Annotated in this window: 19 protein-coding genes, 4 tRNA genes and 6 rRNA genes; 10 read left to right on the plus strand and 19 right to left on the minus strand. The window is 48.7% G+C overall.

The window, feature by feature from the left end:
- Positions 1–31: 31 nt before the first annotated feature.
- The 5 genes from MHI54_RS07650 to MHI54_RS07670 form a co-directional block, all read right to left on the minus strand.
- Positions 32–748, minus strand: coding sequence for a YebC/PmpR family DNA-binding transcriptional regulator (locus MHI54_RS07650; protein ID WP_095217194.1), 717 nt, complete (start codon positions 746–748; stop codon positions 32–34).
- A gap of 131 nt (positions 749–879) precedes the next feature.
- Entirely contained in the window at positions 880–1,092 is a 213-nt protein-coding gene (locus MHI54_RS07655; RefSeq protein WP_095217195.1) for a hypothetical protein, read from the minus strand.
- A complete protein-coding gene (locus tag MHI54_RS07660) occupies positions 1,079–1,567 on the minus strand; it encodes a GNAT family N-acetyltransferase (RefSeq protein WP_095217196.1) in 489 nt (162 codons plus the stop codon). Before MHI54_RS07660 ends, MHI54_RS07655 begins: the two co-directional genes overlap by 14 nt.
- A complete protein-coding gene (locus MHI54_RS07665) occupies positions 1,561–2,817 on the minus strand; it encodes an NAD(P)-binding domain-containing protein (protein WP_095217197.1) in 1,257 nt (418 codons plus the stop codon). Before MHI54_RS07665 ends, MHI54_RS07660 begins: the two co-directional genes overlap by 7 nt.
- Before the next feature lie 15 nt (positions 2,818–2,832).
- Positions 2,833–3,153 carry a metalloregulator ArsR/SmtB family transcription factor gene (locus MHI54_RS07670; protein ID WP_095217198.1) on the minus strand — a complete coding sequence of 107 codons (321 nt, stop codon included), beginning with the start codon at positions 3,151–3,153 and terminating at the stop codon, positions 2,833–2,835.
- Positions 3,154–3,282: 129 nt separating this feature from the next.
- Between MHI54_RS07670 and MHI54_RS07675 the strand changes: the two genes are divergently transcribed.
- The 4 genes from MHI54_RS07675 to MHI54_RS07690 all read left to right on the plus strand — a co-directional run bounded on the left by MHI54_RS07675 (position 3,283) and on the right by MHI54_RS07690 (position 7,080).
- The gene (locus MHI54_RS07675) at positions 3,283–3,627 is read left to right on the plus strand and encodes a metalloregulator ArsR/SmtB family transcription factor (RefSeq protein ID WP_095217199.1); all 345 of its coding nucleotides are present in this window, start codon (positions 3,283–3,285) and stop codon (positions 3,625–3,627) included.
- A gap of 19 nt (positions 3,628–3,646) precedes the next feature.
- Positions 3,647–4,945: an arsenic transporter gene (locus MHI54_RS07680; protein WP_095217200.1), complete on the plus strand. Its 1,299-nt coding sequence runs from the start codon at positions 3,647–3,649 to the stop codon at positions 4,943–4,945.
- A 12-nt stretch (positions 4,946–4,957) separates the two neighbouring features.
- Positions 4,958–6,595, plus strand: a complete 1,638-nt coding sequence (locus MHI54_RS07685; protein ID WP_095217201.1) for an FAD-dependent oxidoreductase — start codon at positions 4,958–4,960, stop codon at positions 6,593–6,595.
- Positions 6,596–6,747: 152 nt separating this feature from the next.
- Positions 6,748–7,080 carry an MmcQ/YjbR family DNA-binding protein gene (locus MHI54_RS07690; protein ID WP_095217202.1) on the plus strand — a complete coding sequence of 111 codons (333 nt, stop codon included), beginning with the start codon at positions 6,748–6,750 and terminating at the stop codon, positions 7,078–7,080.
- A gap of 529 nt (positions 7,081–7,609) precedes the next feature.
- On the opposite strand, the gene MHI54_RS07695 is transcribed toward MHI54_RS07690, so the two are convergent.
- Both MHI54_RS07695 and MHI54_RS07700 read right to left on the minus strand, forming a co-directional pair.
- Entirely contained in the window at positions 7,610–8,341 is a 732-nt protein-coding gene (locus MHI54_RS07695) for an SDR family oxidoreductase (RefSeq protein ID WP_095217203.1), read from the minus strand.
- Between the two features lie 42 nt (positions 8,342–8,383).
- Positions 8,384–8,632 (minus strand): Atu4866 domain-containing protein, encoded by a 249-nt coding sequence (locus tag MHI54_RS07700; RefSeq protein ID WP_095217204.1) that lies wholly within the window; start codon positions 8,630–8,632, stop codon positions 8,384–8,386.
- A 128-nt stretch (positions 8,633–8,760) separates the two neighbouring features.
- Between MHI54_RS07700 and MHI54_RS07705 the strand changes: the two genes are divergently transcribed.
- Positions 8,761–9,672 carry an AraC family transcriptional regulator gene (locus MHI54_RS07705; protein ID WP_095217205.1) on the plus strand — a complete coding sequence of 304 codons (912 nt, stop codon included), beginning with the start codon at positions 8,761–8,763 and terminating at the stop codon, positions 9,670–9,672.
- A gap of 224 nt (positions 9,673–9,896) precedes the next feature.
- Here the strand turns inward: MHI54_RS07705 and MHI54_RS07710 are convergent.
- The 10 genes from MHI54_RS07710 to MHI54_RS07755 form a co-directional block, all read right to left on the minus strand.
- Positions 9,897–9,969 (minus strand) — tRNA-Thr (locus MHI54_RS07710).
- Positions 9,970–9,971: 2 nt separating this feature from the next.
- Positions 9,972–10,046, minus strand: a tRNA-Asn gene (locus MHI54_RS07715).
- A 31-nt stretch (positions 10,047–10,077) separates the two neighbouring features.
- A 5S ribosomal RNA gene (rrf, locus tag MHI54_RS07720) occupies positions 10,078–10,190 on the minus strand.
- Between the two features lie 259 nt (positions 10,191–10,449).
- Positions 10,450–13,374, minus strand: a 23S ribosomal RNA gene (locus tag MHI54_RS07725).
- Positions 13,375–13,675: 301 nt separating this feature from the next.
- Positions 13,676–15,237: ribosomal RNA gene (locus tag MHI54_RS07730) — 16S ribosomal RNA — on the minus strand.
- Between the two features lie 291 nt (positions 15,238–15,528).
- A 5S ribosomal RNA gene (gene rrf, locus MHI54_RS07735) occupies positions 15,529–15,641 on the minus strand.
- Positions 15,642–15,900: 259 nt separating this feature from the next.
- Positions 15,901–18,825, minus strand: a 23S ribosomal RNA gene (locus MHI54_RS07740).
- Between the two features lie 102 nt (positions 18,826–18,927).
- Positions 18,928–19,003: transfer RNA gene (locus MHI54_RS07745), tRNA-Ala, on the minus strand.
- 14 nt (positions 19,004–19,017) lie between these two features.
- A tRNA-Ile gene (locus tag MHI54_RS07750) sits at positions 19,018–19,094 on the minus strand.
- 98 nt (positions 19,095–19,192) lie between these two features.
- Positions 19,193–20,754, minus strand: a 16S ribosomal RNA gene (locus MHI54_RS07755).
- The 16S, 23S and 5S rRNA genes sit together here with 4 tRNA genes alongside, the layout of an rRNA operon.
- 1,115 nt (positions 20,755–21,869) lie before the next feature.
- Between MHI54_RS07755 and pdaB the strand changes: the two genes are divergently transcribed.
- Together pdaB and gerD are read left to right on the plus strand one after the other, a co-directional pair.
- Complete coding sequence (gene pdaB / locus MHI54_RS07760) at positions 21,870–22,631, plus strand: polysaccharide deacetylase family sporulation protein PdaB (RefSeq protein WP_340082816.1); 762 nt, start codon at positions 21,870–21,872, stop codon at positions 22,629–22,631.
- A 66-nt stretch (positions 22,632–22,697) separates the two neighbouring features.
- A complete protein-coding gene (gene gerD, locus MHI54_RS07765; RefSeq protein WP_095216591.1) occupies positions 22,698–23,270 on the plus strand; it encodes a spore germination lipoprotein GerD in 573 nt (190 codons plus the stop codon).
- Between the two features lie 114 nt (positions 23,271–23,384).
- Here the strand turns inward: gerD and MHI54_RS07770 are convergent, their stop codons facing one another.
- Both MHI54_RS07770 and cwlD read right to left on the minus strand, forming a co-directional pair.
- Complete coding sequence (locus MHI54_RS07770; RefSeq protein ID WP_095216590.1) at positions 23,385–24,446, minus strand: Mrp/NBP35 family ATP-binding protein; 1,062 nt, start codon at positions 24,444–24,446, stop codon at positions 23,385–23,387.
- Positions 24,447–24,546: 100 nt separating this feature from the next.
- Positions 24,547–25,269 (minus strand): N-acetylmuramoyl-L-alanine amidase CwlD, encoded by a 723-nt coding sequence (cwlD, locus tag MHI54_RS07775; RefSeq protein ID WP_095216589.1) that lies wholly within the window; start codon positions 25,267–25,269, stop codon positions 24,547–24,549.
- A gap of 143 nt (positions 25,270–25,412) precedes the next feature.
- Between cwlD and MHI54_RS07780 the strand changes: the two genes are divergently transcribed.
- Genes MHI54_RS07780 through MHI54_RS07790 form a run of 3 tightly spaced genes read left to right on the plus strand, consistent with a single transcriptional unit; the run spans position 25,413 to position 26,272 of the window.
- Positions 25,413–25,625: a hypothetical protein gene (locus tag MHI54_RS07780; RefSeq protein WP_095216588.1), complete on the plus strand. Its 213-nt coding sequence runs from the start codon at positions 25,413–25,415 to the stop codon at positions 25,623–25,625.
- A gap of 20 nt (positions 25,626–25,645) precedes the next feature.
- Entirely contained in the window at positions 25,646–26,077 is a 432-nt protein-coding gene (locus tag MHI54_RS07785; RefSeq protein WP_095216596.1) for an NUDIX hydrolase, read from the plus strand.
- A 12-nt stretch (positions 26,078–26,089) separates the two neighbouring features.
- Positions 26,090–26,272, plus strand: coding sequence for a hypothetical protein (locus MHI54_RS07790; RefSeq protein ID WP_095216587.1), 183 nt, complete (start codon positions 26,090–26,092; stop codon positions 26,270–26,272).
- Positions 26,273–26,281: the final 9 nt, after the last annotated feature.

Raw genomic sequence — 26,281 nt, forward strand, 5'->3', positions numbered from 1 at the left:
AGCAGTGCCATGGCGGCACTGCTTTTCCTATTCAACCTAAATCGACATTATGATAAACCTGCTGTACATCCTCCAAGTCTTCCAGGGCATCGATCAATTTCTCGAACTGCTCCTGGCTTTCCGGATCCAAAGTGACATCATTCTGGGCCAGCATCGTAAGCTCCGCTACTGTGAACTCTTCGATACCAGCTTGCTTAAGTGCTTCCTGTACAACATGGAACTGATCCGGCTCTGCATAAACGATGACCGCATCGTCTTCTTCGATGATGTCCCGTGCATCAACATCGGCTTCCATCAGGATTTCCAATACTTCGTCAGAGGATTTGCCTTCGATACCGATGACGGCCGTTGCATCGAACATGTAGGCAACGGATCCGCTGACCCCCATGTTGCCGCCGTTCTTACCAAATGCAGCACGAACTTCCGGAGCAGTGCGGTTCACATTGTTTGTCAACGCGTCGACAATGATCATGGAGCCATTCGGTCCGAAGCCTTCATAGCGCATCTCGTCGTAGTTCTCGTCGCCGCCGCCCTTTGCCTTCTCGATTGCACGCTCGATGATAGCCTTCGGTACGTTATACGTCTTCGCGCGCTCCAAGACGAATTTCAGCGTCTGGTTGGCATCGGGATCGGGCTCACCTTGTTTGGCAGCCACATAAATCTCACGGCCGAACTTCGCATAAATCCGGCTGGTATTGGCATCCTTCGAAGCTTTCTTCTCTTTGATATTGTTCCATTTACGTCCCATTTATGAACACTCTCTTTCAATCTATTTTAAAACTGTGTGTGAAATAATGATTGCCATCATTATTATAACGCAAAAAGCTCTGGACTAAAACTGGGGCACTTTAGGTCCATTACGAAGAAAAGCGGGAACCCTCATAAGGATACCCGCTTTTGGCTGAACCGTTCATATGCAGCTTCGAATGCCTGGTAGCTAGCTGAACCAAGTTTTGTTTCATCCCTATCGAACAGCCTGTCAAAAACGATATCATACGCTTCCGTTGTGCTGCATTGCCTCACATTGGAAACAAGCTCCAAATAGGATACAAAGTATTCCGTGCTCAATTTACTGCCTTTATTCAGGATCATAAGGCACCCTCCTCTCCAACAGCATGACATCCCGCCATTTCCCATGCAGCTTTCCGATTCGCTTGCGGATACCGACCTCCCGGAAGCCAAAGCCCTTATGGAGCGCCAGGCTTGCTGCATTCTCCGGGAAAATACCTGATTGCACTGTCCATATGCCCTGTCCATCGCATATTTCCAGCAGTCCCTTCATAAGCTTTTTGCCCGCCCCGCAGCCTTGATAAGCTGGATGGATATAAATGCTGAGATCCACTACTCCGCGATATACTTCCCTGCCCGAATATGGGGACAGGGCTGCCCATCCGATGACGCCCCCATCTTTCTCCGCTACCAATCTACCATACGGCAGTTTCGATCGATCCCACTTTACCCAATCGGGAGCCTTTGTTTCAAATGTGGCATTGCCGCCATCCATACCTGTCTGATAGATTTGCTTGACAGCCGGCCAGTCTTGCGGATCCATCACCCGTATCAGCATGTGCCGCAGCCTGCCTGTACAGCTGGACGTTCCACGGAGCAGACACCCGTTTCCGGGAGCAGAAGCTTCACTTGCTCCGCTGCTTCCTTATCATCCGCCAGCCTGGCAGCAATGGAACGTACTTGTTCATATCCGGTTGCCAGCAGGAAGGTCGGTGCCCTTCCATAACTTTTCACGCCCGCGATATAAAAATTCGGCTCTGGCTGCCGCAGTTCCTTTTCCCCATGCGGTCTTACGGTTCCGCAGCTGTGCACATTGGGATCGATCAATGGTGCCAAAGCTGGCGTGCTCTCAATCGCAGGATCAATTTGATATCGGATTTCCCTCAAAAAGCTGAAATCAGGTCGAGCACCGGTATTTACATATATTTCATCGACTTCCTCGACCGCTCTCCCAGACATACAGGTTATCCTAAGCCGTCCATGCTGATTGCTTATCTTATCTGTAAGGAAGCCTGCTTCCATGTTTATAGCACCACTGTTAACCAAGCTCTCCGCTTGCATTCCCAAGGCACCTCGGGCAGCCAGCTGATCTCTTTCCTTGCCTCCATACACTGCATCAGGGCTCTTGCGCCGGATCACCCAAGTAATAGCTGTATCAGGGTGGACTTGCTTCACCTGGGCAAGTTCAGTCAATGTCTGCAAAGCAGAATGACCGCTGCCGATCACAGCTATATGCTTATTCTTTAAAGCATCCATATCCTCAGCCGCAGAAGGAATGACAGTATGTACCTGAAGCTCCTCCTGCCATACACCATCTGCTGAAGGTGGATTCGGGTTATGCCATGTCCCGCTTGCATCGATGACAGCACTTGCACGGTATGCTGCCGTTTTGTCATTCAGCTTGGCATAGATAAGGAAGGGCAGCTTTTCCCTGCCGGAAGTTTTCAGCTTATCCACTCCCTCTCTTGTCACTGCCACTACTTCCGCACCATAAATGACATGGGGAGCGATTTCTTTTAACGCAGCCAGTGGTTTCAGATAACGATCAATCACTTCTCCCCCTGTAGGCAGCTGGGTCTTATCAGGCATCAGCCAACCATCATCCTCAAGCAGCTCCTTCGCTGCTTGGTCAACGTTGAATTCCCATGGCGAGAATAAACGGACATGCTTCCATTGCTTAATAGCCGCCCCTGCTGTATCGCCTTTCTCCAGGATCAGAAAAGGTACCTCATACTTCACAAGATGTGCAGCGGCGGCCAGGCCCACCGGACCGCTTCCGATGATAACGACAGGCAAATCGTTCCCCATAAGATCTCCTCCTTCTTATTTACGGCAAGCTTTCTCCGCCGGCTGTTTCGGTCCCCTTAAGAGGCAGCATAATTCTTCGGACAGAACATGATTCAAGTTGGAATGATCCAAGCCATAGTAATTCCACGTCCCGCGCTTTTCCTTTGTTATCAGACCAGCATCCAGCAGGATTTTGATGTGATAAGACAACTTGGATTGGGCCATATCCAGAGCCTCCGTCAAATCGCAGACACAGACGGCCTTCTCTGGCGTTTGCGCCAGTACATGCAGCAGCTCCAGGCGTTTGCTATCCGCAAGGGCTTTGAACACACGCTCATAATCCTGCCATTTTTTCATCGTCGCATCTCCTTGCATCAATTTTTCTTGATATATCCATCATAGATCAAGTTTTTTTGATTTTCAAGTATATAACGATTGCCTTATATAATAAATTATTTATATACTAGCTTGGGAAGGAGGATTAAGATGACAGCTACAATTGCTTTATCGACTGAAAAGCTTACGGAAACTTTGAAAATTCTTCACGATCCGACGCGATTGCTGTTAATGAAACTGCTGATGGAAAAAACATACTGTGTCTGTGAACTGGTAGGCATGTTCGAGGTCAGCCAGCCGGCAATCAGCCAGCACCTGCGTAAGTATAAAAAAGCAGGTCTTGTATGCGAAGAAAAGCGCGGACAATGGCGGTACTATCGCTTTGATGAGACTTGTGAGCAGCGTGATCTGGTGGAGCAAATCATCGGGCAGCTGGATGAAAATGATGAGCAGCTCATAAAACTAAGAACCAAAGCAGAAGCTATCACTTGTTAAATAGGGAGTTATGTTACACATGTTGACAACCGTTCTAGCCTGTATCATCTTTCTGATCACTCTTATTTTAATTATATGGCAGCCAAAGAACCTGAATATAGGATGGTCTGCCTGTGGCGGAGCTGTACTGGCCTTACTCGTTGGCGTGGTCGATATTTCCGACGTATGGGAAGTGACCACCATCGTATGGAATGCTACCTTGGCATTTGTCGCCATTATATTGATTTCACTTATACTTGATTCCATCGGATTCTTCGAATGGGCTGCTCTCCATATGGCTGCTGCAGCCAAAGGACACGGTGTGAAAATGTTTGTATACGTCTGTTTGTTAGGCGCTGTTGTATCCGCCTTTTTCGCAAATGACGGGGCAGCCTTGATCCTGACACCGATTGTACTGGCAATGGTACGGGCTCTACGCTTTGATGAAACACTTGTATTTCCATTCATCATTGCGAGCGGGTTCATCGCCGATACAACGTCATTGCCTTTGATTGTAAGTAACTTGGTGAACATCGTTTCCGCCGATTTCTTCGGCATCACTTTCTTGGAATATGCCTCTCGCATGATCATTCCAAATTTGATCTCACTGGCGGCAAGTATACTTGTACTTTATTTATTCTTCCGCAAACGCATCCCTTCGTCCTATGAAGTGAGCGATGTAAAACAGCCGTCTTCGGCTATTAAAGACCGAAAAATGTTTAAACTATCCTGGTACGTACTTGCTTTATTGGTGATTGGCTATTTGATTTGTGAATTCTTCCATATCCCTGTTTCTTTCGTGGCCGGGGCAATTGCGATCTTCTTCCTGCTGATAGCACGCCGCAGCCCAGCCGTCGAAACAAGGAGCGTCGTAAAAGGCGCGCCGTGGAATATCGTCTTCTTCTCTATCGGCATGTACGTCGTCGTTTATGGATTGCGTAATGCCGGATTGACGGATATACTCGCCGATGTCATTCAATATGCAGCAAACCAAGGCATGTTCATCGGTACGATCGGTATGGGCTTTATCGCGGCCATCCTGTCTTCCGTTATGAATAATATGCCGACAGTCATGATCGATGCCATCGCCATATCCCATACATCCACTTCAGGGGCAATAAGGGAAGCCCTCATTTATGCCAATGTAGTCGGTTCGGATCTGGGCCCGAAAATCACACCGATCGGCTCACTGGCAACCTTATTATGGCTCCACGTCCTTTCACAGAAAGGCGTAAGGATATCATGGGGCACTTATTTCAAAACGGGCATCATACTTACGATACCAACACTGTTCCTGACACTGACCGGACTTTGCGTTTGGTTGGCCATCATCCATTAAAGGAGAGATACAATGAAAATACGCATCATTGGTTCAGTAGCCGCCGGCACATCAGTCGCTGCAAAAGCACGCCGTAACAATGAGGAAGCTGATATCCGTATCTATGACAGAGATTATGACATATCCTATAGCGTCTGCGGCATCCCTTATTTTATAGGCGATGAAGTGGAGGATCTGGAGACACTGAATCCTCGCGATCCAGCCTGGTTCAAAAAACGATACAATGTCGATATCCAGACAAGACACGAAGTCGTGGACATCGACCATGATTCGAAGACATTATCCATTAAAAACTTAGAAACAGATGAAGCTGTGACAGACACATATGATGTTCTCATTTTCGCCACGGGAGCCAGTCCAGTGACACCTAGCATAGAAGGCACAGAGCTGGAGCATGTCTTCCACGTTCGTACGATCAAGAATGCCGGCGCGATCGATCAGTTCATCGCATCCCGCCAGCCAAAAACAGCTACCATCATCGGCGCTGGCTACATCGGATTGGAAATGGCCGAACAGCTCACCCGCTTAGGAATCGAAGTGACCATCCTTCAGCGCAGCAATCAGGTGATGAAGCATATGGACAAAGATATAGCAGATCGCATAGCAGACACATTGGAAGCTCATGGGGTGAATCTGCTGCTTGGCCAAGAAGCGGTCCGCATTACTGATAAAGAGATCGTCACCTCCAGCGGAGAAACAATACCATCTGACATTGTCTTCCTGGCTGCAGGCGTCAAACCAAATACAGCTTTGGCCGAAAAAATCGGTGTCCGAATAGGAGAAACCGGGGCGATTGCAGTCAATGAAAAGATGCAGACCAATCTGCCGGACGTATACGCAGTCGGCGATGTGGCAGAGAGCTTCTCTGTCATTACGGGTAAGCCGCTCTATCGACCGCTTGGATCGACAGCGAATAAGATGGGACGCATCGCGGGTGATGTCATTACCGGAGGAGATTCCGCTCACCGCGGTATCCTCGGCACCGGGATTGTCCGTGTATTCGAACTTGCAGTCGGACAGACCGGCTTGAACGAGAAAGAGGCTCTTGCCCAAGGATACGATATAGAGACCTTGCATAATATCAAGCCGGCACGCGCAGCTTATCTCGGCGGCAAAGAGATAATCATCAAAGCAATAGCCGACCGGGCAACCGGCCGTTTACTCGGTGTCCAGGCTATAGGAGAAGAAGGCGTGGATAAGCGCATCGATGTCTTTGTTACTGCAATGACCTTCGGAGCCAAAGCAGAAGACCTATTCCACCTGGATCTTGCCTATGCACCGCCGTTCAGTACGACAAAGGATCCAGTCATGTACACCGGCATGGCACTTGATAATGCCATCAAGAAGCAGAATAAGCTGCTCACACCAAAAGAACTGCAGCAAAGGTTAGAAAAAGGAGAGTCCTTCCAGATCATCGATACACGGGCCAAAACCCAATATGAAGCCTCCCACGTGCCAGAAGCAGTCAGCATTCCTTTAGCTGAACTCCGTGAAAAAGCAAAAGAACTCGATCCAAAGAAACCTACCCTCTGCTACTGCAACAGCGGTGTGACAGGCAATGCCGCCCAAAACGTATTGCGGAATCTGGGGTTTGACGAAGTATATAATCTTTCCGGCGGAAATAAGAATTATCAGAAGTACCGGAAATAATCAAAAGCCGCATACGCTTGTATGCGGCTTTTCCCTTCCTGAATATCAAAGCTTACTTTTTAAGTTTAAAGGGCGAATTTGCTAAAATATTATATGTGGGAAATCTGCCAAGAGGGAAAAGGATAATTATATGCATGAGGAGCTGATTCTCTATGAAGAGCAGGCAAGAAGCTATTGATTATTGTAAGCAATATAAAGATGTATATGAAGATCAGCCATTCAAAGATGATAATTGGACACTGATGAGACATAAAGATAATGATAAAACATTTGCTTGGATATTCGAAAGAGAGAACAAGATTTGGATCAATGTAAAAAATGAAATTGGTGTGAACGAGCAGCTGCGTGATGAATACAAATCCATAATACCCGCTTATCATTTAAATAAAGAACATTGGAACTCCATCATATTGGACGGCACTGTCCCTGTGGAAGAGATTCATGATCTAATCAGCACCAGTTATGATATGACGAAGAATAAGTAGAATTTGCAATAAATGAGGTGGTCGCTTTTTTATATAATCTGCTGCCAATTACTTTGATCGTCATCGAAATCCGGGGTACCAAATTAATCCCATCCTTTATTCAAAGAGTCCTACATTTGTTCAAAAATTGTATGGCAGGCATTTTATTACGTTACAAGAGCTAAAAAAGTAAGGAAGACTCACTTGGTTCACCCGTATCTACTACCATCATTATTCTGTTACGGCTACCAGTCATACCTAGTGAAAAAAGAATTTCCAGTGTACCTATTTAAAACATGACACCACAGATATGTATAGTTAATATAACAGTATAATAAAGAAGTAGCCGACCTACATTCAATGAACTGTAACCTTAGAATGGACAGCGGATGTACAGAACCATATAAAAACGAACAGATATAATAATGGCTCTTAACCTGAGGAGGGCCGAGTTCACTCAGCCCTTTTTTAATCAGTTCTTGTAACTATCAATATTAGTTTCTAATGCCAATTAACATTCTTCTACTTCATGATATAAAATCCGACCTCCTTATCGTGATAGAGTAGGCCTTACAATTAATTCACTTACATCCACCTCTAACGGCTGCGATATTGCATAAAGAATTGCTTGTGCAATAGCAGAAGCAGGAAGCGCTAGTCTTCGATACTCGATCATAGCCTCACTCGCCTGTTCATCGGTAATATGATCAGCTAATTCAGATTCCGTTACACCCGGTGCAATTACAGTTGCTCGAACATTATTCGTTGCTTCCTGCCGCAAACCTTCTGTGATAGCACGGACAGCATACTTGGTTGCGCAATAAACTGCTGCAGTCGGGGTAACCTCATACGCGCCTATCGAAGCTATATTGACGATATGTCCGCCATTCTGCTCTTTCATTATCGGCAACACAGCTCCAATACCATGCAGAACTCCACGGATATTTACATCGATCATACGATTCCATTCAGCGATTTTCAGGGATTCCAATTTAGATAAGGGCATTACACCTGCATTATTTACGATGACATCGATTTTTCCGTATGCTTCGATTATTTCTTGTACGGTATGCTGCATTTGTTCAAAGTCTGTAACATCCAGTTGTTTATAATCTGCACTATATCCTTTTTGGAGAAGAGTGGATACGAGTGTTTCTAACTTATCTGTTCTCCGCGCTGCTGCTATTGCCACGGCGCCATTTTGAGCTAATAACTCAACAGTTGCTGCTCCGATGCCGCTGCTTCCTCCGGTGACAAGAACAACTTTATTCTTTATACTCATCCTTGTATCATCCTCTTTTTATTAATTTACTATGGGGAATCCTTATCCATTATCACGATGCAGGACCATTCCTGCATGATATAGTATCCCGTTTTGAAAATCTCCATCAGCTGTGAATCCTGTATCATCATGATATTCAATATGATCACCTGTTATTTGATAATTACCTGTATAAGCGCATTCGACATCACCACGAGCTTCAATATAGCGTCCTTCGGGCAGCAGCTCATGCCTGATATATCGATCTTTAGTAACCCATAGACCAACGTAAGTATCATTATTCTTTTTCATATCATCAGCTCCTTTTCTGTTCTACTATTAGTATCAGCGAAAATTAACATGGAGCGGTAGCCGGCATCTCTTTAATTCTTGCCCTATCCTCCAATAACCAAAAAGCTATATAAAAGGAGGGATTATCCATGCCGCCAAAAGAACAGTTGCAATCAAAAGGAGAGGAACTTACAGATCTAGTCTCAAAATTTGCTGCCAAGGAAGGTACGAATCTAACATCTATCCCCGGGTTGGAACTCATTCGTTCAGCCAAACCACTGGAGCCTGTACATACAATGCATGAACCTGCTTTATGCATTGTTCTGCAAGGAAGAAAAGGGATCTCTATCATTGGAGAGGACTTCTTTTACGGAAAAGGAGATTACTTAGTCGTAACTGTCGATTTGCCTGTTATCGGGGAAATTCTAGAAGCAAGTGCGATGGAGCCTTATTTATGTCTTCGATTGAATTTTAACATGATGCAGATTGCAGAGGTTTCAAAAGAGTATAAGCAACATAGTACCAATAAAGATGTTTCAGAGCGAGGAATATTTGTAGAACAGACAGATGAAGTTATTCTGGATGCGGTTAGCAGACTCGTGAAACTGCTTCATACCCCTGAGGATACAGAAATACTTGCACCTCTCATCATTAAGGAGATTCTATACCGCATTATGCAAGGAAAACATGGGGACACAGTAAAAAAACTTGTTGCCAAGGGAAGTAAATTATCTGAAGTAGCAATTGTTCTGGATTACTTAAAGGAAAATTTTTCTCGAGAAATAAGGATAGATGAACTAGCTAAAAAAGTATGCCTTAGCCCATCAGCTTTATATCATCATTTTAAACAAGTTACAACCATGACTCCGATTCAATACCAGAGAGCATTACGTCTTCATGAGGCAAGGCGGTTGATTATTGGAAAAGATATGAAGATTGCTGATGCTGCCTTCCAAGTTGGCTATGAAAGCCCATCTTATTTTAACAGGGAATACAGGAAAATGTTTGGCAAGCCACCCGGGAAAGATCGTAAAGAAAATCTAAATTTATATAATGTCTAGCCCAAATTAAAAAGTCGCATACAAATTGTATGCGACTTCTGTTGTTGTACTCTATAATATCAATGATCTAATAGAATGATGGTTTATAACTGCGAGAGTGCTACATGGAAAACAAAAATAAAAAGAAAATCGAGTTCAATGCTCTGTCACTGTATGTCCTTTTGTTATTTCTATAAACTAAGAAAAGTATTAGAGAATGTTCTCTAATACTTTTCTTCTTTCTAAGCTTCCTAGCGGACTTGAACCGCTGACCCCCACCTTACCATGGTGGTGCTCTACCGACTGAGCTAAGGAAGCAATGGCTCCACAGGCAGGATTCGAACCTGCGACCGATCGGTTAACAGCCGATAGCTCTACCACTGAGCTACTGTGGAATAATATCAATTATGTATACAAAAAAGAACTGCCTGGCAGTGTCCTACTCTCACGGGGCGAACCCAACTACCATCGGCGCTGAAGAGCTTAACTGCTGTGTTCGGCATGGGAACAGGTGTGACCTCTTCGCTATTACCACCAGACAATTCAAGAATTCATATGGAATGAACCCTCAAAACTAGATAAGAAACATTCATGCTGTACATCTCATGCGTGCCAAGCACCGGAGTGCTTGGTCTTTGGCGTTGACTTACTAAGGGATCTGGCGCTGCGGCTAGATCCAGCTCCAAGGGCCAGAAACTATGGCCTAAGCGATAAATCCCTTCGTGAAGAAGTACACTCCACTACGGGCTTTCTCGCTTATTCCTACGTTTCTAAACGGCCTTTTCCGCTTTTCGTTTTTTAGTTAAGTCCTCGATCGATTAGTATTCGTCAGCTGCACGTGTCACCACGCTTCCACCTCGAACCTATCTACCTCATCGTCTCTGAGGGATCTTACTCATTTAAAATGATGGGAAGTCTCATCTTGAGGGGGGCTTCATGCTTAGATGCTTTCAGCACTTATCCCTTCCGCACGTAGCTACCCAGCTGTGCTCCTGGCGGAACAACTGGTGCACCAGCGGTGCGTCCATCCCGGTCCTCTCGTACTAAGGACAGCTCCTCTCAAACTTCCAACGCCCACGACGGATAGGGACCGAACTGTCTCACGACGTTCTGAACCCAGCTCGCGTACCGCTTTAATGGGCGAACAGCCCAACCCTTGGGACCGACTACAGCCCCAGGATGCGATGAGCCGACATCGAGGTGCCAAACCTCCCCGTCGATGTGGACTCTTGGGGGAGATAAGCCTGTTATCCCCGGGGTAGCTTTTATCCGTTGAGCGACGGCCCTTCCATACGGCACCGCCGGATCACTAAGCCCGACTTTCGTCCCTGCTCGACTTGTAGGTCTCGCAGTCAAGCTCCCTTCTGCCTTTGCACGCTACGAATGATTTCCAACCATTCTGAGGGAACCTTTGGGCGCCTCCGTTACTCTTTGGGAGGCGACCGCCCCAGTCAAACTGCCCACCTGACACTGTCTCCGAACCGGATGACGGTTCTGGGTTAGAATGTCAATACAGCCAGGGTGGTATCCCACGGATGCCTCCGCCGAAGCTGGCGCTCCGGTTTCCAAGGCTCCCACCTATCCTGTACAAGCTGTACCAACATTCCATATCAGGCTACAGTAAAGCTCCACGGGGTCTTTCCGTCCTGTCGCGGGTAATGCGCATCTTCACGCATAGTATAATTTCACCGGGTCTCTCGTTGAGACAGTGCCCAAGTCGTTGCACCTTTCGTGCGGGTCGGAACTTACCCGACAAGGAATTTCGCTACCTTAGGACCGTTATAGTTACGGCCGCCGTTTACTGGGGCTTCGGTTCACAGCTTCGGGACGAAGTCCCTAACCATTCCCCTTAACCTTCCAGCACCGGGCAGGTGTCAGCCCCTATACTTCGCCTTACGGCTTTGCAGAGACCTGTGTTTTTGCTAAACAGTCGCTTGGGCCTTTTCACTGCGGCTTCTCCTAAAAAGAAGCACCCCTTCTCCCGAAGTTACGGGGTCATTTTGCCGAGTTCCTTAACGAGAGTTCTCCCGATCATCTTCGGTTACTCACCGTGCCTACCTGTGTCGGTTTGCGGTACGGGCACCTATTTCCTCACTAGAGGCTTTTCTTGGCAGTGTGAAATCAGGAACTTCGGTACTAAATTTCCCTCCCCATAACCGCCTGGAATCATGTTGAGTGGATTTGCCTGCTCAACTTCCTCACGGCTTGGACGCGCATGACCAGCAGCGCGCTTTCCTTATCCTCCTGCGTCCCCCCATCGTTCAAGCGGATTTAGGTGGTACAGGAATATCAACCTGTTATCCATCGCCTACGCCTTTCGGCCTCGGCTTAGGCCCCGACTAACCCTGAGCGGACGAGCCTTCCTCAGGAAACCTTGGGCTTTCGATGAAAGAGATTCTCACTCTTTTTTCGCTACTCATACCGGCATTCTCACTTCTAAGCGCTCCAGCCGTCCTCACGATCGACCTTCACAGCCCTTAGAACGCTCTCCTACCACTGACATCGTAGATGTCAATCCGCAGCTTCGGTGGTGTGTTTAGCCCCGGTATATTTTCGGCGCAGCGTCACTCGACCAGTGAGCTATTACGCACTCTTTCAATGATGGCTGCTTCTAAGCCAACATCCTGGTTGTCTAAGCAACGCCACATCCTTTTCCACTTAACACACACTTTGGGACCTTAGCTGGCGGTCTGGGCTGTTTCCCTTTCGACCATGAACCTTATCACCCATGGTCTGACTCCCAAAGTAGATTGATTGGCATTCGGAGTTTGACTGAATTCGGTAACCCGATGAGGGCCCCTAGTCCAATCAGTGCTCTACCTCCAACCATCATCCTTTGAGGCTAGCCCTAAAGCTATTTCGGAGAGAACCAGCTATCTCCGTGTTCGATTGGCATTTCACCCCTACCCACACCTCATCCCCGCACTTTTCAACGTGCGTGGGTTCGGGCCTCCAGTCAGTGTTACCTGACCTTCACCCTGGACATGGGTAGATCACACGGTTTCGGGTCTACGACCACCTACTATGTCGCCCTATTCAGACTCGCTTTCGCTGCGGCTCCGTCTTTTCAACTTAACCTTGCAGGGGATCGTAACTCGCCGGTCCATTCTACAAAAGGTACGCCGTCACCCATTAACGGGCTTCGACTACTTGTAGGCACACGGTTTCAGGTTCTATTTCACTCCCCTTCCGGGGTGCTTTTCACCTTTCCCTCACGGTACTGGTTCACTATCGGTCACTAGGGAGTATTTAGCCTTGGGAGATGGTCCTCCCGGATTCCGACGGAATTTCACGTGTTCCGCCGTACTCAGGATACACTCCGGAGGAAACCACATTTCAAGTACAGGGCTCTTACCTTCTATGGCGGGCCATTCCAAGCCGCTTCGTCTACATGGTTTCTTTGTAACTCCAAAGGAGTGTCCTACAACCCCAGAAGGCAAGCCTTCTGGTTTGGGCTGATTCCGTTTCGCTCGCCGCTACTTGGGAAATCGCATTTGCTTTCTCTTCCTCCGGGTAATGAGATGTTTCAGTTCCCCGGGTCTGCCTCGCATCACCTATGTATTCAGTAATGCGTACTATCCAATAACGGATAGCGGGTTCCCCCATTCGGAAATCTCCGGATCAAAGCTTACTTACAGCTCCCCGAAGCATATCGGTGTTAGTCCCGTCCTTCATCGGCTCCTAGTGCCAAGGCATCCACCGTGCGCCCTTCTTCACTTAACTAATAACGCATGATGCATTAAATCGCGACAATATATATTGTCTTGCTTTAAAGTTTGATGTTCTGGCATGTTGTTTCTTATCTAGTTTTCAAGGTTCACAAGAGAGATTGATCTCTCAAAACTGAACAAACAACCCAATTACGTGTCTACTACGAAGTAGTAGTTCCAATGTCCAGGTTCAGCTCCTAAAAGCTAGCGTATAGTTCATCTCGTTTCCTGACTCCAAAACCCGGAGTCTGTAACCGATCTGATCTATCCGTACGCTTTTGAACAGTCGCTTCACCTTTTCCAATTATCCTTAGAAAGGAGGTGATCCAGCCGCACCTTCCGATACGGCTACCTTGTTACGACTTCACCCCAATCATTGATCCCACCTTCGGCGGCTGGCTCCAAAAGGTTACCTCACCGACTTCGGGTGTTACCAACTCTCGTGGTGTGACGGGCGGTGTGTACAAGGCCCGGGAACGTATTCACCGCGGCATGCTGATCCGCGATTACTAGCGATTCCGGCTTCATGCAGGCGAGTTGCAGCCTGCAATCCGAACTGAGAATGGTTTTATGGGATTTGCTTAGCCTCGCGGCTTCGCTGCCCTTTGTACCATCCATTGTAGCACGTGTGTAGCCCAGGTCATAAGGGGCATGATGATTTGACGTCATCCCCACCTTCCTCCGGTTTGTCACCGGCAGTCACTCTAGAGTGCCCAACTGAATGCTGGCAACTAGAATCAAGGGTTGCGCTCGTTGCGGGACTTAACCCAACATCTCACGACACGAGCTGACGACAACCATGCACCACCTGTCACGCTGTCCCCGAAGGGAACGCCTTGTCTCCAAGGTTGTCAGCGGATGTCAAGACCTGGTAAGGTTCTTCGCGTTGCTTCGAATTAAACCACATGCTCCACCGCTTGTGCGGGCCCCCGTCAATTCTTTTGAGTTTCAGCCTTGCGGCCGTACTCCCCAGGCGGAGTGCTTAATGCGTTAACTTCAGCACTAAGGGGCGGAAACCCCCTAACACCTAGCACTCATCGTTTACGGCGTGGACTACCAGGGTATCTAATCCTGTTTGCTCCCCACGCTTTCGCGCCTCAGCGTCAGTTACAGACCAGAGAGTCGCCTTCGCCACTGGTGTTCCTCCACATATCTACGCATTTCACCGCTACACGTGGAATTCCACTCTCCTCTTCTGCACTCAAGTTCCCCAGTTTCCAATGACCCTCCACAGTTAAGCTGTGGGCTTTCACATCAGACTTAAGAAACCGCCTACGCGCCCTTTACGCCCAATAATTCCGGACAACGCTTGCCCCCTACGTATTACCGCGGCTGCTGGCACGTAGTTAGCCGGGGCTTTCTGGTCAGGTACCGTCAAGGTACAAGCAGTTACTCTTGTACTTGTTCTTCCCTGACAACAGAGCTTTACGACCCGAAGGCCTTCATCGCTCACGCGGCGTTGCTCCGTCAGACTTTCGTCCATTGCGGAAGATTCCCTACTGCTGCCTCCCGTAGGAGTCTGGGCCGTGTCTCAGTCCCAGTGTGGCCGATCACCCTCTCAGGTCGGCTATGCATCGTCGCCTTGGTGGGCCGTTACCCCACCAACTAGCTAATGCACCGCGGGCCCATCTGTAAGTGACAGCCGAAACCGTCTTTCCATTTCCGATCAGGAGAAAGGAAATACTATCCGGTATTAGCCCCGGTTTCCCGGAGTTATCCCAGTCTTACAGGCAGGTTGCCCACGTGTTACTCACCCGTCCGCCGCTCATTCCGCCAGATTCACCCCGAAGGGGTCATCTGGTTTCCTGCGCTCGACTTGCATGTATTAGGCACGCCGCCAGCGTTCGTCCTGAGCCAAGATCAAACTCTCCATGAAAGTGTTGATGCATTGCTCGTCAGAGCTGACGTTGATCTTACGATCATGTCGTTTAGTTCGTAATTGGTTGTTTTGTTCAGTTTTCAAAGATCAATTTCGTTCTGCCGCTCACTTGGCGACTAGAACATCATATCATGTTTCAACTCTCGTTGTCAACATGTTTTTTTGTTTACGCTGCTTCCTTATGAAGCAGCTTGAATAATATATCATGTTTCATAACATAATACAATACTCTATTTAAGGAAAATAAAAGACTCCTTCGCTGCAAAAGCAGTTGGAGTCCTCAACCTTGCCTGGCAGTGTCCTACTCTCACGGGGCGAACCCAACTACCATCGGCGCTGAAGAGCTTAACTGCTGTGTTCGGCATGGGAACAGGTGTGACCTCTTCGCTATTACCACCAGACAATTCAAGAATTCATATGGAATGAACCCTCAAAACTAGATAAGAAACATTCATGCTGTACATCTCATGCGTGCCAAGCACCGGAGTGCTTGGTCTTTGGCGTTGACTTACTAAGGGATCTGGCGCTGCGGCTAGATCCAGCTCCAAGGGCCAGAAACTATGGCCTAAGCGATAAATCCCTTCGTGAAGAAGTACACTCCACTACGGGCTTTCTCGCTTATTCCTACGTTTCTAAACGGCCTTTTCCGCTTTTCGTTTTTTAGTTAAGTCCTCGATCGATTAGTATTCGTCAGCTGCACGTGTCACCACGCTTCCACCTCGAACCTATCTACCTCATCGTCTCTGAGGGATCTTACTCATTTAAAATGATGGGAAGTCTCATCTTGAGGGGGGCTTCATGCTTAGATGCTTTCAGCACTTATCCCTTCCGCACGTAGCTACCCAGCTGTGCTCCTGGCGGAACAACTGGTGCACCAGCGGTGCGTCCATCCCGGTCCTCTCGTACTAAGGACAGCTCCTCTCAAACTTCCAACGCCCACGACGGATAGGGACCGAACTGTCTCACGACGTTCTGAACCCAGCTCGCGTACCGCTTTAATGGGCGAACAGCCCAACCCTTGGGACCGACTACAGCCCCAGGATGCGATGAGCCGACATCGAGGTGCCAAACCTCCCCGTCGATGTGGACTCTTGGGGGAGATAAGCCTGTTATCCCCGGGGTAGCTTTTATCCGTTGAGCGACGGCCCTTCCATACGGCACCGCCGGATCACTAAGCCCGACTTTCGTCCCTGCTCGACTTGTAGGTCTCGCAGTCAAGCTCCCTTCTGCCTTTGCACGCTACGAATGATTTCCAACCATTCTGAGGGAACCTTTGGGCGCCTCCGTTACTCTTTGGGAGGCGACCGCCCCAGTCAAACTGCCCACCTGACACTGTCTCCGAACCGGATGACGGTTCTGGGTTAGAATGTCAATACAGCCAGGGTGGTATCCCACGGATGCCTCCGCCGAAGCTGGCGCTCCGGTTTCCAAGGCTCCCACCTATCCTGTACAAGCTGTACCAACATTCCATATCAGGCTACAGTAAAGCTCCACGGGGTCTTTCCGTCCTGTCGCGGGTAATGCGCATCTTCACGCATAGTATAATTTCACCGGGTCTCTCGTTGAGACAGTGCCCAAGTCGTTGCACCTTTCGTGCGGGTCGGAACTTACCCGACAAGGAATTTCGCTACCTTAGGACCGTTATAGTTACGGCCGCCGTTTACTGGGGCTTCGGTTCACAGCTTCGGGACGAAGTCCCTAACCATTCCCCTTAACCTTCCAGCACCGGGCAGGTGTCAGCCCCTATACTTCGCCTTACGGCTTTGCAGAGACCTGTGTTTTTGCTAAACAGTCGCTTGGGCCTTTTCACTGCGGCTTCTCCTAAAAAGAAGCACCCCTTCTCCCGAAGTTACGGGGTCATTTTGCCGAGTTCCTTAACGAGAGTTCTCCCGATCATCTTCGGTTACTCACCGTGCCTACCTGTGTCGGTTTGCGGTACGGGCACCTATTTCCTCACTAGAGGCTTTTCTTGGCAGTGTGAAATCAGGAACTTCGGTACTAAATTTCCCTCCCCATAACCGCCTGGAATCATGTTGAGTGGATTTGCCTGCTCAACTTCCTCACGGCTTGGACGCGCATGACCAGCAGCGCGCTTTCCTTATCCTCCTGCGTCCCCCCATCGTTCAAGCGGATTTAGGTGGTACAGGAATATCAACCTGTTATCCATCGCCTACGCCTTTCGGCCTCGGCTTAGGCCCCGACTAACCCTGAGCGGACGAGCCTTCCTCAGGAAACCTTGGGCTTTCGATGAAAGAGATTCTCACTCTTTTTTCGCTACTCATACCGGCATTCTCACTTCTAAGCGCTCCAGCCGTCCTCACGATCGACCTTCACAGCCCTTAGAACGCTCTCCTACCACTGACATCGTAGATGTCAATCCGCAGCTTCGGTGGTGTGTTTAGCCCCGGTATATTTTCGGCGCAGCGTCACTCGACCAGTGAGCTATTACGCACTCTTTCAATGATGGCTGCTTCTAAGCCAACATCCTGGTTGTCTAAGCAACGCCACATCCTTTTCCACTTAACACACACTTTGGGACCTTAGCTGGCGGTCTGGGCTGTTTCCCTTTCGACCATGAACCTTATCACCCATGGTCTGACTCCCAAAGTAGATTGATTGGCATTCGGAGTTTGACTGAATTCGGTAACCCGATGAGGGCCCCTAGTCCAATCAGTGCTCTACCTCCAACCATCATCCTTTGAGGCTAGCCCTAAAGCTATTTCGGAGAGAACCAGCTATCTCCGTGTTCGATTGGCATTTCACCCCTACCCACACCTCATCCCCGCACTTTTCAACGTGCGTGGGTTCGGGCCTCCAGTCAGTGTTACCTGACCTTCACCCTGGACATGGGTAGATCACACGGTTTCGGGTCTACGACCACCTACTATGTCGCCCTATTCAGACTCGCTTTCGCTGCGGCTCCGTCTTTTCAACTTAACCTTGCAGGGGATCGTAACTCGCCGGTCCATTCTACAAAAGGTACGCCGTCACCCATTAACGGGCTTCGACTACTTGTAGGCACACGGTTTCAGGTTCTATTTCACTCCCCTTCCGGGGTGCTTTTCACCTTTCCCTCACGGTACTGGTTCACTATCGGTCACTAGGGAGTATTTAGCCTTGGGAGATGGTCCTCCCGGATTCCGACGGAATTTCACGTGTTCCGCCGTACTCAGGATACACTCCGGAGGAAACCACATTTCAAGTACAGGGCTCTTACCTTCTATGGCGGGCCATTCCAAGCCGCTTCGTCTACATGGTTTCTTTGTAACTCCAAAGGAGTGTCCTACAACCCCAGAAGGCAAGCCTTCTGGTTTGGGCTGATTCCGTTTCGCTCGCCGCTACTTGGGAAATCGCATTTGCTTTCTCTTCCTCCGGGTAATGAGATGTTTCAGTTCCCCGGGTCTGCCTCGCATCACCTATGTATTCAGTAATGCGTACTATCCAATAACGGATAGCGGGTTCCCCCATTCGGAAATCTCCGGATCAAAGCTTACTTACAGCTCCCCGAAGCATATCGGTGTTAGTCCCGTCCTTCATCGGCTCCTAGTGCCAAGGCATCCACCGTGCGCCCTTCTTCACTTAACTAATAACGCATGATGCATTAAATCGCGACAATATATATTGTCTTGCTTTAAAGTTTGATGTTCTGGCATGTTGTTTCTTATCTAGTTTTCAAGGTTCACATAATGGTGGAGCCTAGCGGGATCGAACCGCTGACCTCCTGCGTGCAAAGCAGGCGCTCTCCCAGCTGAGCTAAGGCCCCGAATAAAAAATAGATGGTGGGCCTAAGTGGACTCGAACCACCGACCTCACGCTTATCAGGCGTGCGCTCTAACCAGCTGAGCTATAGGCCCATCTATAAGGATATGCAGTTTACAGCTTGATCCTTCAAAACTGAACAAACAACCCAATTACGTGTCTACTACGAAGTAGTAGTTCCAATTATCCTTAGAAAGGAGGTGATCCAGCCGCACCTTCCGATACGGCTACCTTGTTACGACTTCACCCCAATCATTGATCCCACCTTCGGCGGCTGGCTCCAAAAGGTTACCTCACCGACTTCGGGTGTTACCAACTCTCGTGGTGTGACGGGCGGTGTGTACAAGGCCCGGGAACGTATTCACCGCGGCATGCTGATCCGCGATTACTAGCGATTCCGGCTTCATGCAGGCGAGTTGCAGCCTGCAATCCGAACTGAGAATGGTTTTATGGGATTTGCTTAGCCTCGCGGCTTCGCTGCCCTTTGTACCATCCATTGTAGCACGTGTGTAGCCCAGGTCATAAGGGGCATGATGATTTGACGTCATCCCCACCTTCCTCCGGTTTGTCACCGGCAGTCACTCTAGAGTGCCCAACTGAATGCTGGCAACTAGAATCAAGGGTTGCGCTCGTTGCGGGACTTAACCCAACATCTCACGACACGAGCTGACGACAACCATGCACCACCTGTCACGCTGTCCCCGAAGGGAACGCCTTGTCTCCAAGGTTGTCAGCGGATGTCAAGACCTGGTAAGGTTCTTCGCGTTGCTTCGAATTAAACCACATGCTCCACCGCTTGTGCGGGCCCCCGTCAATTCTTTTGAGTTTCAGCCTTGCGGCCGTACTCCCCAGGCGGAGTGCTTAATGCGTTAACTTCAGCACTAAGGGGCGGAAACCCCCTAACACCTAGCACTCATCGTTTACGGCGTGGACTACCAGGGTATCTAATCCTGTTTGCTCCCCACGCTTTCGCGCCTCAGCGTCAGTTACAGACCAGAGAGTCGCCTTCGCCACTGGTGTTCCTCCACATATCTACGCATTTCACCGCTACACGTGGAATTCCACTCTCCTCTTCTGCACTCAAGTTCCCCAGTTTCCAATGACCCTCCACAGTTAAGCTGTGGGCTTTCACATCAGACTTAAGAAACCGCCTACGCGCCCTTTACGCCCAATAATTCCGGACAACGCTTGCCCCCTACGTATTACCGCGGCTGCTGGCACGTAGTTAGCCGGGGCTTTCTGGTCAGGTACCGTCAAGGTACAAGCAGTTACTCTTGTACTTGTTCTTCCCTGACAACAGAGCTTTACGACCCGAAGGCCTTCATCGCTCACGCGGCGTTGCTCCGTCAGACTTTCGTCCATTGCGGAAGATTCCCTACTGCTGCCTCCCGTAGGAGTCTGGGCCGTGTCTCAGTCCCAGTGTGGCCGATCACCCTCTCAGGTCGGCTATGCATCGTCGCCTTGGTGGGCCGTTACCCCACCAACTAGCTAATGCACCGCGGGCCCATCTGTAAGTGACAGCCGAAACCGTCTTTCCATTTCCGATCAGGAGAAAGGAAATACTATCCGGTATTAGCCCCGGTTTCCCGGAGTTATCCCAGTCTTACAGGCAGGTTGCCCACGTGTTACTCACCCGTCCGCCGCTCATTCCGCCAGATTCACCCCGAAGGGGTCATCTGGTTTCCTGCGCTCGACTTGCATGTATTAGGCACGCCGCCAGCGTTCGTCCTGAGCCAAGATCAAACTCTCCATGAAAGTGTTGATGCATTGCTCGTCAGAGCTGACGTTGATCTTACGATCATGTCGTTTAGTTCGTAATTGGTTGTTTTGTTCAGTTTTCAAGAATCAAGTTGTTGTCGCTCGTTTCAGCGACTAGAACATCTTATCATGTCTCAATTGTTTTTGTCAACAACTTTTTTAAAAAACTTGATAATCTGTCCGGCACGTTTTTTTGTCTTACCTTAGCGCCGTTTAACAGTATACGACCTATTTCGATATGAGTCAACAGCTTTTTTCTATTAATTTTCAAAAGCCGCCGAGAGGCCCTTGTATGGAGCTATCTGACTATAGAAGGGAAACGCCATCCATGGGCCAGCATCAGTCCATTTTAACATAAAGGAAAGCTCCGCATCCAACGGAGCTTTCCTACTTTTCCTCTATTCCTATCACAGGTGGCTTTGATGATTTCCTTCAGATGACAGTAAATCCTGCAGTCAATGTCTGGAGAGTCTTCTTCATTGAGCATGTAAACGCCATTGTCATTCCCGCATTCCAATGGAGAAAGAAACGATTACTGCCGCACCTATCAACACCCCGCAAACGAGCACATTCTGCAGCGTACACCCAGAGGATATCCCCCTCGTTTCTGTTTCATTCATGAGGCTGTCCCTTCTCCACACCCGAGAGCGTATGCCGTGAGAAGTCATCCAATGGCTGTGCTTCCCATCAATCAAGTTGCAGGGGCTTCTTTCAAACATGACATCTTACTGATTCCGAAGTCATAACAGAGAGCGCAGCTGCTAAGATTACTCCCCCTAATGCCACCAGCAGGGTGCCGACCTCTGCACCGGGTGCTTTTCTTTGCTTTTCAGTTCATTATAGCTGCCTGCTTCCAGCCTTCACTTCTTCCTCCGTCAATCCGTCTTAAGAGGTCCAAGAGCATGTAGACTTCTTTTGCATCCATTCGATCGGCCTCCATTCGCTCCGATCCGCTTGCTCTCCTATTGGTGTCCCCCAGCTGACCGAAATAGAATCATTTTTTGTAAAAATATTGTCCTTTCTATGTAACAGTTGCAGACAAGCATCATGTTCGGGGACAGGCATGCATAGAATGGAACTACATTACGGGAGCAGCGAAGGGAATGATATGCATGCAGCACTTTTATGTATTCCGTTTCAACAAATGGAAAAGATGGGCATTCGTCGTTGCAGCAGCAATGTTCACGGCACTGATCATCTGGATGGAGACGAGCAGTTCATTATCCGTCTTTTCCTCAAAGGAAAAACCAGCAGCCCTGACTCAAGGAAGCAAGGATGAGCCTAATATTGCCCTCACCTTCAATATAAGCTGGGGAGATACGCAAGCCATCCCTATACTGGATGAATTGAAAGAACAGAATGTGAAAGCAACCTTCTTTGTCAGCGGCGAATGGGCAGAGCGACATCCGCAAATCGTCGATCGCATCGTCGAAGATAAGCATGAACTCGGAATGATGGGATACCGTTACAAGAGCTATATCGAACAAGAGCCTGCCCAAATAAGAAAGGATCTATCCTACGCTAAAGAGATATTCCGGAAACTCGGTCACGAGGATATCGAATTAGTCCGTGCGCCAACAGGAGATTTCACAACAGAGATTATTCAATTGTCCGAGACGCTCGGCTTGAAGGTGATCCAATACAGTGTGAATCCGCAGGACTGGCGCAATCCGGGCACGCAGCTCATCGTCGATGAAGTCATGGAGGAAGCAAGCAATGGCGATATCATCCAGCTGCATGCTTCCGACTCCGTCAAACAGACCGAAAAGGCCCTGGAAACCATCCTTCCGGCACTGAAGAATAAAGGCTATCATTATGTGACAGTCAGCGAATTGATTGCCGGGGGATCCCCGGAGCTGAAAGAAGTGAATTGATGCATAAACATGGCTCCTTCTGCGCAAAGTAAGTGTACTTACTAAAAGTGGAAGGAGCACGTGATTATGTTTGTACGGTTAGTGCCGATCCTGATATTATCCCTATTCGTGCTTGCTTCATGCACAGGCGGGCAAGCCGCCGAAAGCAGCCAGCCGGATTATGATACGACCAAGCAGATGGTCGCCGATATATTGAAGACGGATGAAGGCAAGAAAGCCATTTCGGAAGTGATGTCTGATGAGACGATGCAGGATTTGGTTTCGCTGGATGCCAGCAAAGTGGAAGATGCCATCAATAAATCATGGACCTCGGAAGAAGGACAGAAATTCTGGAAAGAACGCTTCGAGGATCCGGAATTTGTAGCTGCTTTCGCGAAAAATATCGGACCTGAGCAGAAGAAGCTTGTCAAAGATTTGATGAATGATTCCGATTTCCAAAAGCAGCTCCTGCAGCTCCTGCAGGATCCGAAGGTACAGGAGCAAATGCTGAATGTGATGAAAAGCCAGGAATTCCGAAAAGAACTGGAAAAGACAATCCAAGAGTCCGCTGAAACACCTATGTTTGAACAGAAGCTGATGCAAACCGTCCAAAAAGCATTGGAAGAAGCCCAGTCAAAACAGAAAGAAGAAGCAAAATGACGGAAACCACCTCTGCTATAGCAAGTGTAAATACGAGGCTACAGCACTCCTGCTTCAAGGTTGTATTACAAAAGCCAAATAAAAAGCTGAGAGCAAATACTCTCAGCTTTTTGGTCATTGCATATATTTTTCCAGGATCGCTCTTGCCAAGTCATCATACGCATCTCCAAGCGGATGATCCTCCTGGTAGACAGCCGGTGCAAAGACGCCTTCTTCTTTATAAGGCTGCGCCAGAGGCAAGCGGCCGATCACTTCCGTATCAAGTGCATCTGCAAGCTTGTCCCCGCCTCCTTGGCCGAATACATATTCTTTCTCACCTGTGGCCTGCACTTCGTAATATGCCATGTTTTCCACGACGCCGAGGATTTCATGCTCGGTTCGGATAGCCATCTGCCCGGCACGCGCCGCGACGAAGGCTGCATTAGGATGCGGTGTAGTGACGATGATCTCCTTGGAGGATGGCAGCATCGTATGAATATCCAAGGCCACATCCCCTGTCCCCGGAGGAAGATCGACAAGCAAGTAGTCCAAATCATCGCCCCATTGCACTTCCTTGAAGAAGCTTGTCAGCATTTTTCCAAGCATTGGGCCGCGCCAGATGACCGGACCATTGTCCTCGACGAAGAAGCCCATGGAAATGACTTTCACGCCAAAACGCTCCACTGGTGTGATTTTGTCATCGACTACTTCCGGGCGCTTCTCGATACCCATCATTTCCGGCACACTGAAGCCGTATATATCCGCATCGATGATACCGACCTTGAAGCCGATTCGGGCCAGTGCCACTGCCAAGTTGACCGTGACGGTTGATTTACCGACACCGCCTTTACCGCTGGCAATGTTGATGAATTTCGTTTTCGTATCTTTATCCAGCAATGACTTCTGCTTGCCGGAGGATTGGGTTTGGCTATAGCGGTCCACGATTTCCTGCGGAAGCTGATCGAAACGCAGACCCACCGTGGCTGCCCCTGCACTTTTCAGGACATTGACAACCTCCTGCTGCAGCTGCATCTGTTCAGCTGTATTCGTCTTGCCAACCAAAATCTTCACGCTGACATGACGTTTCTCTTCCTTGATCCGGATATCTGCGATGGCGCCGGTTTCACCCAGCGTCGTATGTAGAAAAGGATCTTCGATATCATTCAAAAGCTCCCGTACTTTTTCTTCTGTCACCATGTGAACGCCCCCTACCTAGCTTGTTCCGGAAAACGGTTTCCAGACTGCTTTTACCGCTAGTATAACACATCTTTAAGACTGCTAGGCAAGCGGCGCTCGGTCATTCATCCTCCGGTATCTTCTCTGTCGTGTAACGGAGAATGCCTTCATAAATACTGAAGGCCATTCTATCCTGGTACGATGTATCCTTCAAGAGCTCCAACTCCTGCGGATTCGACATGAATCCGATCTCGACAAGCGCTCCTGTAGGTTCCGCATGTTTCAGAAGATACATCGTATTCAAGGCCAGCGGTACTCGTTTCGTATTTTCCAGATTGCGCTTGATTTCATCCTGGATAAAAGTAGCCAACGCTTTACTGCCTTCCCTGTTTTCATTATAAAACGTCTGGGCTCCTGACCATCTCGTAGAAAGCAATGCATTTGTATGGATGCTGATATAAAAGTCTGCTTCCTTTTCTTCGATAAAGGCTACCCGATTCCGGATATCCTCTGATTTACGATTGGAGAGTCCTTTTGTATCTTCATCTGCCAAATCCGCATCGTCTTCCCTGGTCAGATAGACAAGCGCCCCTGCTTGCTGCAAATAATCCCGGAGCATTTTGGAGACGGCTAACGTAATTCCTGCCTCCTGTGTGCCATCTGCACCTTCCGCCCCGCCATCCACACCGCCATGACCCGGATCGATTACGATCGTCTTCCCGGCTAATGGCAAAGACCAGGAATGGGAAGATTCTTCTGTGGTGACGATTTTCGGTACATAGTACGCGAGCAGCATGATAAACAACGCTGATGCCATGGCTCCTGCAATCCATCTTCTTGTCATTCGTACTTCCTCCCATACCGCGCATTTGTACACTATATGGGACAACCATTCCGGATATACGCTCTTCTTTTGGAAATTATGCCGGCACTGGTATAATGAAGCTAGCAATAAATCAACAAGTATGACAGAAAAGGACGTACAACATGAAATTCGATAATCAGACGAAACGCTTGTATTTGAATGTCGGGATCTATATCGTGCTGGGCGGACTGAGTGCTTTACTCTATTTGCTCCATGACAACCTGGTCATTGTGGGTATCTGCTTGCTCGTCAGCTACCTGATCAGTTACGGCATCTCCAATTCGCTTTTCCCCCGCACAAAAGATACCATCTACCCGAAGGATGAAAGGAAGTAGTTAGGTTGGCAAACTATATCATGGATCTGCGTGAAGTGGTGGGCAGCCGGCCGCTGGTCATGGCTGGCGCCGGTGTGATCGTCCGGAATGAGTTCGGCGAGCTGCTCCTGCAGCTGAGATCGGATACGAAGGATTGGGGGCTTCCGGGCGGGGCTCTGGAGCTGGGAGAGTCATTGGAGGATACAGCCAGGCGCGAGCTTTTCGAGGAGACGGGTCTTCGTGCAGAACGCTTCGGTTTCCTGCGTGTATGTTCCGGGCCCGAGTTCTATGCCAAGTACCCGAATGGGGATGAAGTATACAATGTCATTTCTGTTTATGAGGCCTACGACATTTCAGGAGAATTCACCATGCTTGATGGGGAAAGCCTTGATTTGCGGTATTTCCCTCTAGATGACCTGCCAGAACTCAATCACATCACGCAAAAAATGCTTTCAGGCTTACTCATTCCATAAAGGGGCACGAACATGACAAGAAAAACCTGGATGTACTTATTCATCATGCTGAGCGGTTTTGCAATGGGCATCTATAACAACTTCACCAATACAGGAACGCTGATGCTCATGACGGTGCTCCTTGCGGCTGCAGTAATCATGATTCTCTTCAACATAAGCATATGGCTCAGGAACCGGGGACAAAAAAAACGATAGGAGTGTTCG

The sequence above is a fragment of the Terribacillus sp. FSL K6-0262 genome (genome assembly GCF_037977385.1).
Classification (GTDB): domain Bacteria; phylum Bacillota; class Bacilli; order Bacillales; family Amphibacillaceae; genus Terribacillus.

Excerpts from the sequence above, each read along its gene's own strand:
- MHI54_RS07705 (WP_095217205.1), top strand. The coding sequence starts at position 8,761 with ATGCCGCCAAAAGAACAGTTGCAATCAAAAGGAGAGGAACTTACAGAT.
- MHI54_RS07660 (WP_095217196.1), bottom strand. The coding sequence starts at position 1,567 with ATGCTGATACGGGTGATGGATCCGCAAGACTGGCCGGCTGTCAAGCAA.
- MHI54_RS07695 (WP_095217203.1), bottom strand. The coding sequence starts at position 8,341 with ATGAGTATAAAGAATAAAGTTGTTCTTGTCACCGGAGGAAGCAGCGGC.
- MHI54_RS07655 (WP_095217195.1), bottom strand. The coding sequence starts at position 1,092 with ATGATCCTGAATAAAGGCAGTAAATTGAGCACGGAATACTTTGTATCC.
- MHI54_RS07685 (WP_095217201.1), top strand. The coding sequence starts at position 4,958 with ATGAAAATACGCATCATTGGTTCAGTAGCCGCCGGCACATCAGTCGCT.
- MHI54_RS07675 (WP_095217199.1), top strand. The coding sequence starts at position 3,283 with ATGACAGCTACAATTGCTTTATCGACTGAAAAGCTTACGGAAACTTTG.
- MHI54_RS07665 (WP_095217197.1), bottom strand. The coding sequence starts at position 2,817 with ATGGGGAACGATTTGCCTGTCGTTATCATCGGAAGCGGTCCGGTGGGC.
- cwlD (WP_095216589.1), bottom strand. The coding sequence starts at position 25,269 with ATGACAAGAAGATGGATTGCAGGAGCCATGGCATCAGCGTTGTTTATC.
- MHI54_RS07780 (WP_095216588.1), top strand. The coding sequence starts at position 25,413 with ATGAAATTCGATAATCAGACGAAACGCTTGTATTTGAATGTCGGGATC.
- pdaB (WP_340082816.1), top strand. The coding sequence starts at position 21,870 with ATGCAGCACTTTTATGTATTCCGTTTCAACAAATGGAAAAGATGGGCA.
- MHI54_RS07785 (WP_095216596.1), top strand. The coding sequence starts at position 25,646 with ATGGATCTGCGTGAAGTGGTGGGCAGCCGGCCGCTGGTCATGGCTGGC.
- MHI54_RS07770 (WP_095216590.1), bottom strand. The coding sequence starts at position 24,446 with ATGGTGACAGAAGAAAAAGTACGGGAGCTTTTGAATGATATCGAAGAT.
- MHI54_RS07650 (WP_095217194.1), bottom strand. The coding sequence starts at position 748 with ATGGGACGTAAATGGAACAATATCAAAGAGAAGAAAGCTTCGAAGGAT.
- MHI54_RS07700 (WP_095217204.1), bottom strand. The coding sequence starts at position 8,632 with ATGAAAAAGAATAATGATACTTACGTTGGTCTATGGGTTACTAAAGAT.
- MHI54_RS07680 (WP_095217200.1), top strand. The coding sequence starts at position 3,647 with ATGTTGACAACCGTTCTAGCCTGTATCATCTTTCTGATCACTCTTATT.
- MHI54_RS07670 (WP_095217198.1), bottom strand. The coding sequence starts at position 3,153 with ATGAAAAAATGGCAGGATTATGAGCGTGTGTTCAAAGCCCTTGCGGAT.
- MHI54_RS07690 (WP_095217202.1), top strand. The coding sequence starts at position 6,748 with ATGAAGAGCAGGCAAGAAGCTATTGATTATTGTAAGCAATATAAAGAT.
- MHI54_RS07790 (WP_095216587.1), top strand. The coding sequence starts at position 26,090 with ATGACAAGAAAAACCTGGATGTACTTATTCATCATGCTGAGCGGTTTT.
- gerD (WP_095216591.1), top strand. The coding sequence starts at position 22,698 with ATGTTTGTACGGTTAGTGCCGATCCTGATATTATCCCTATTCGTGCTT.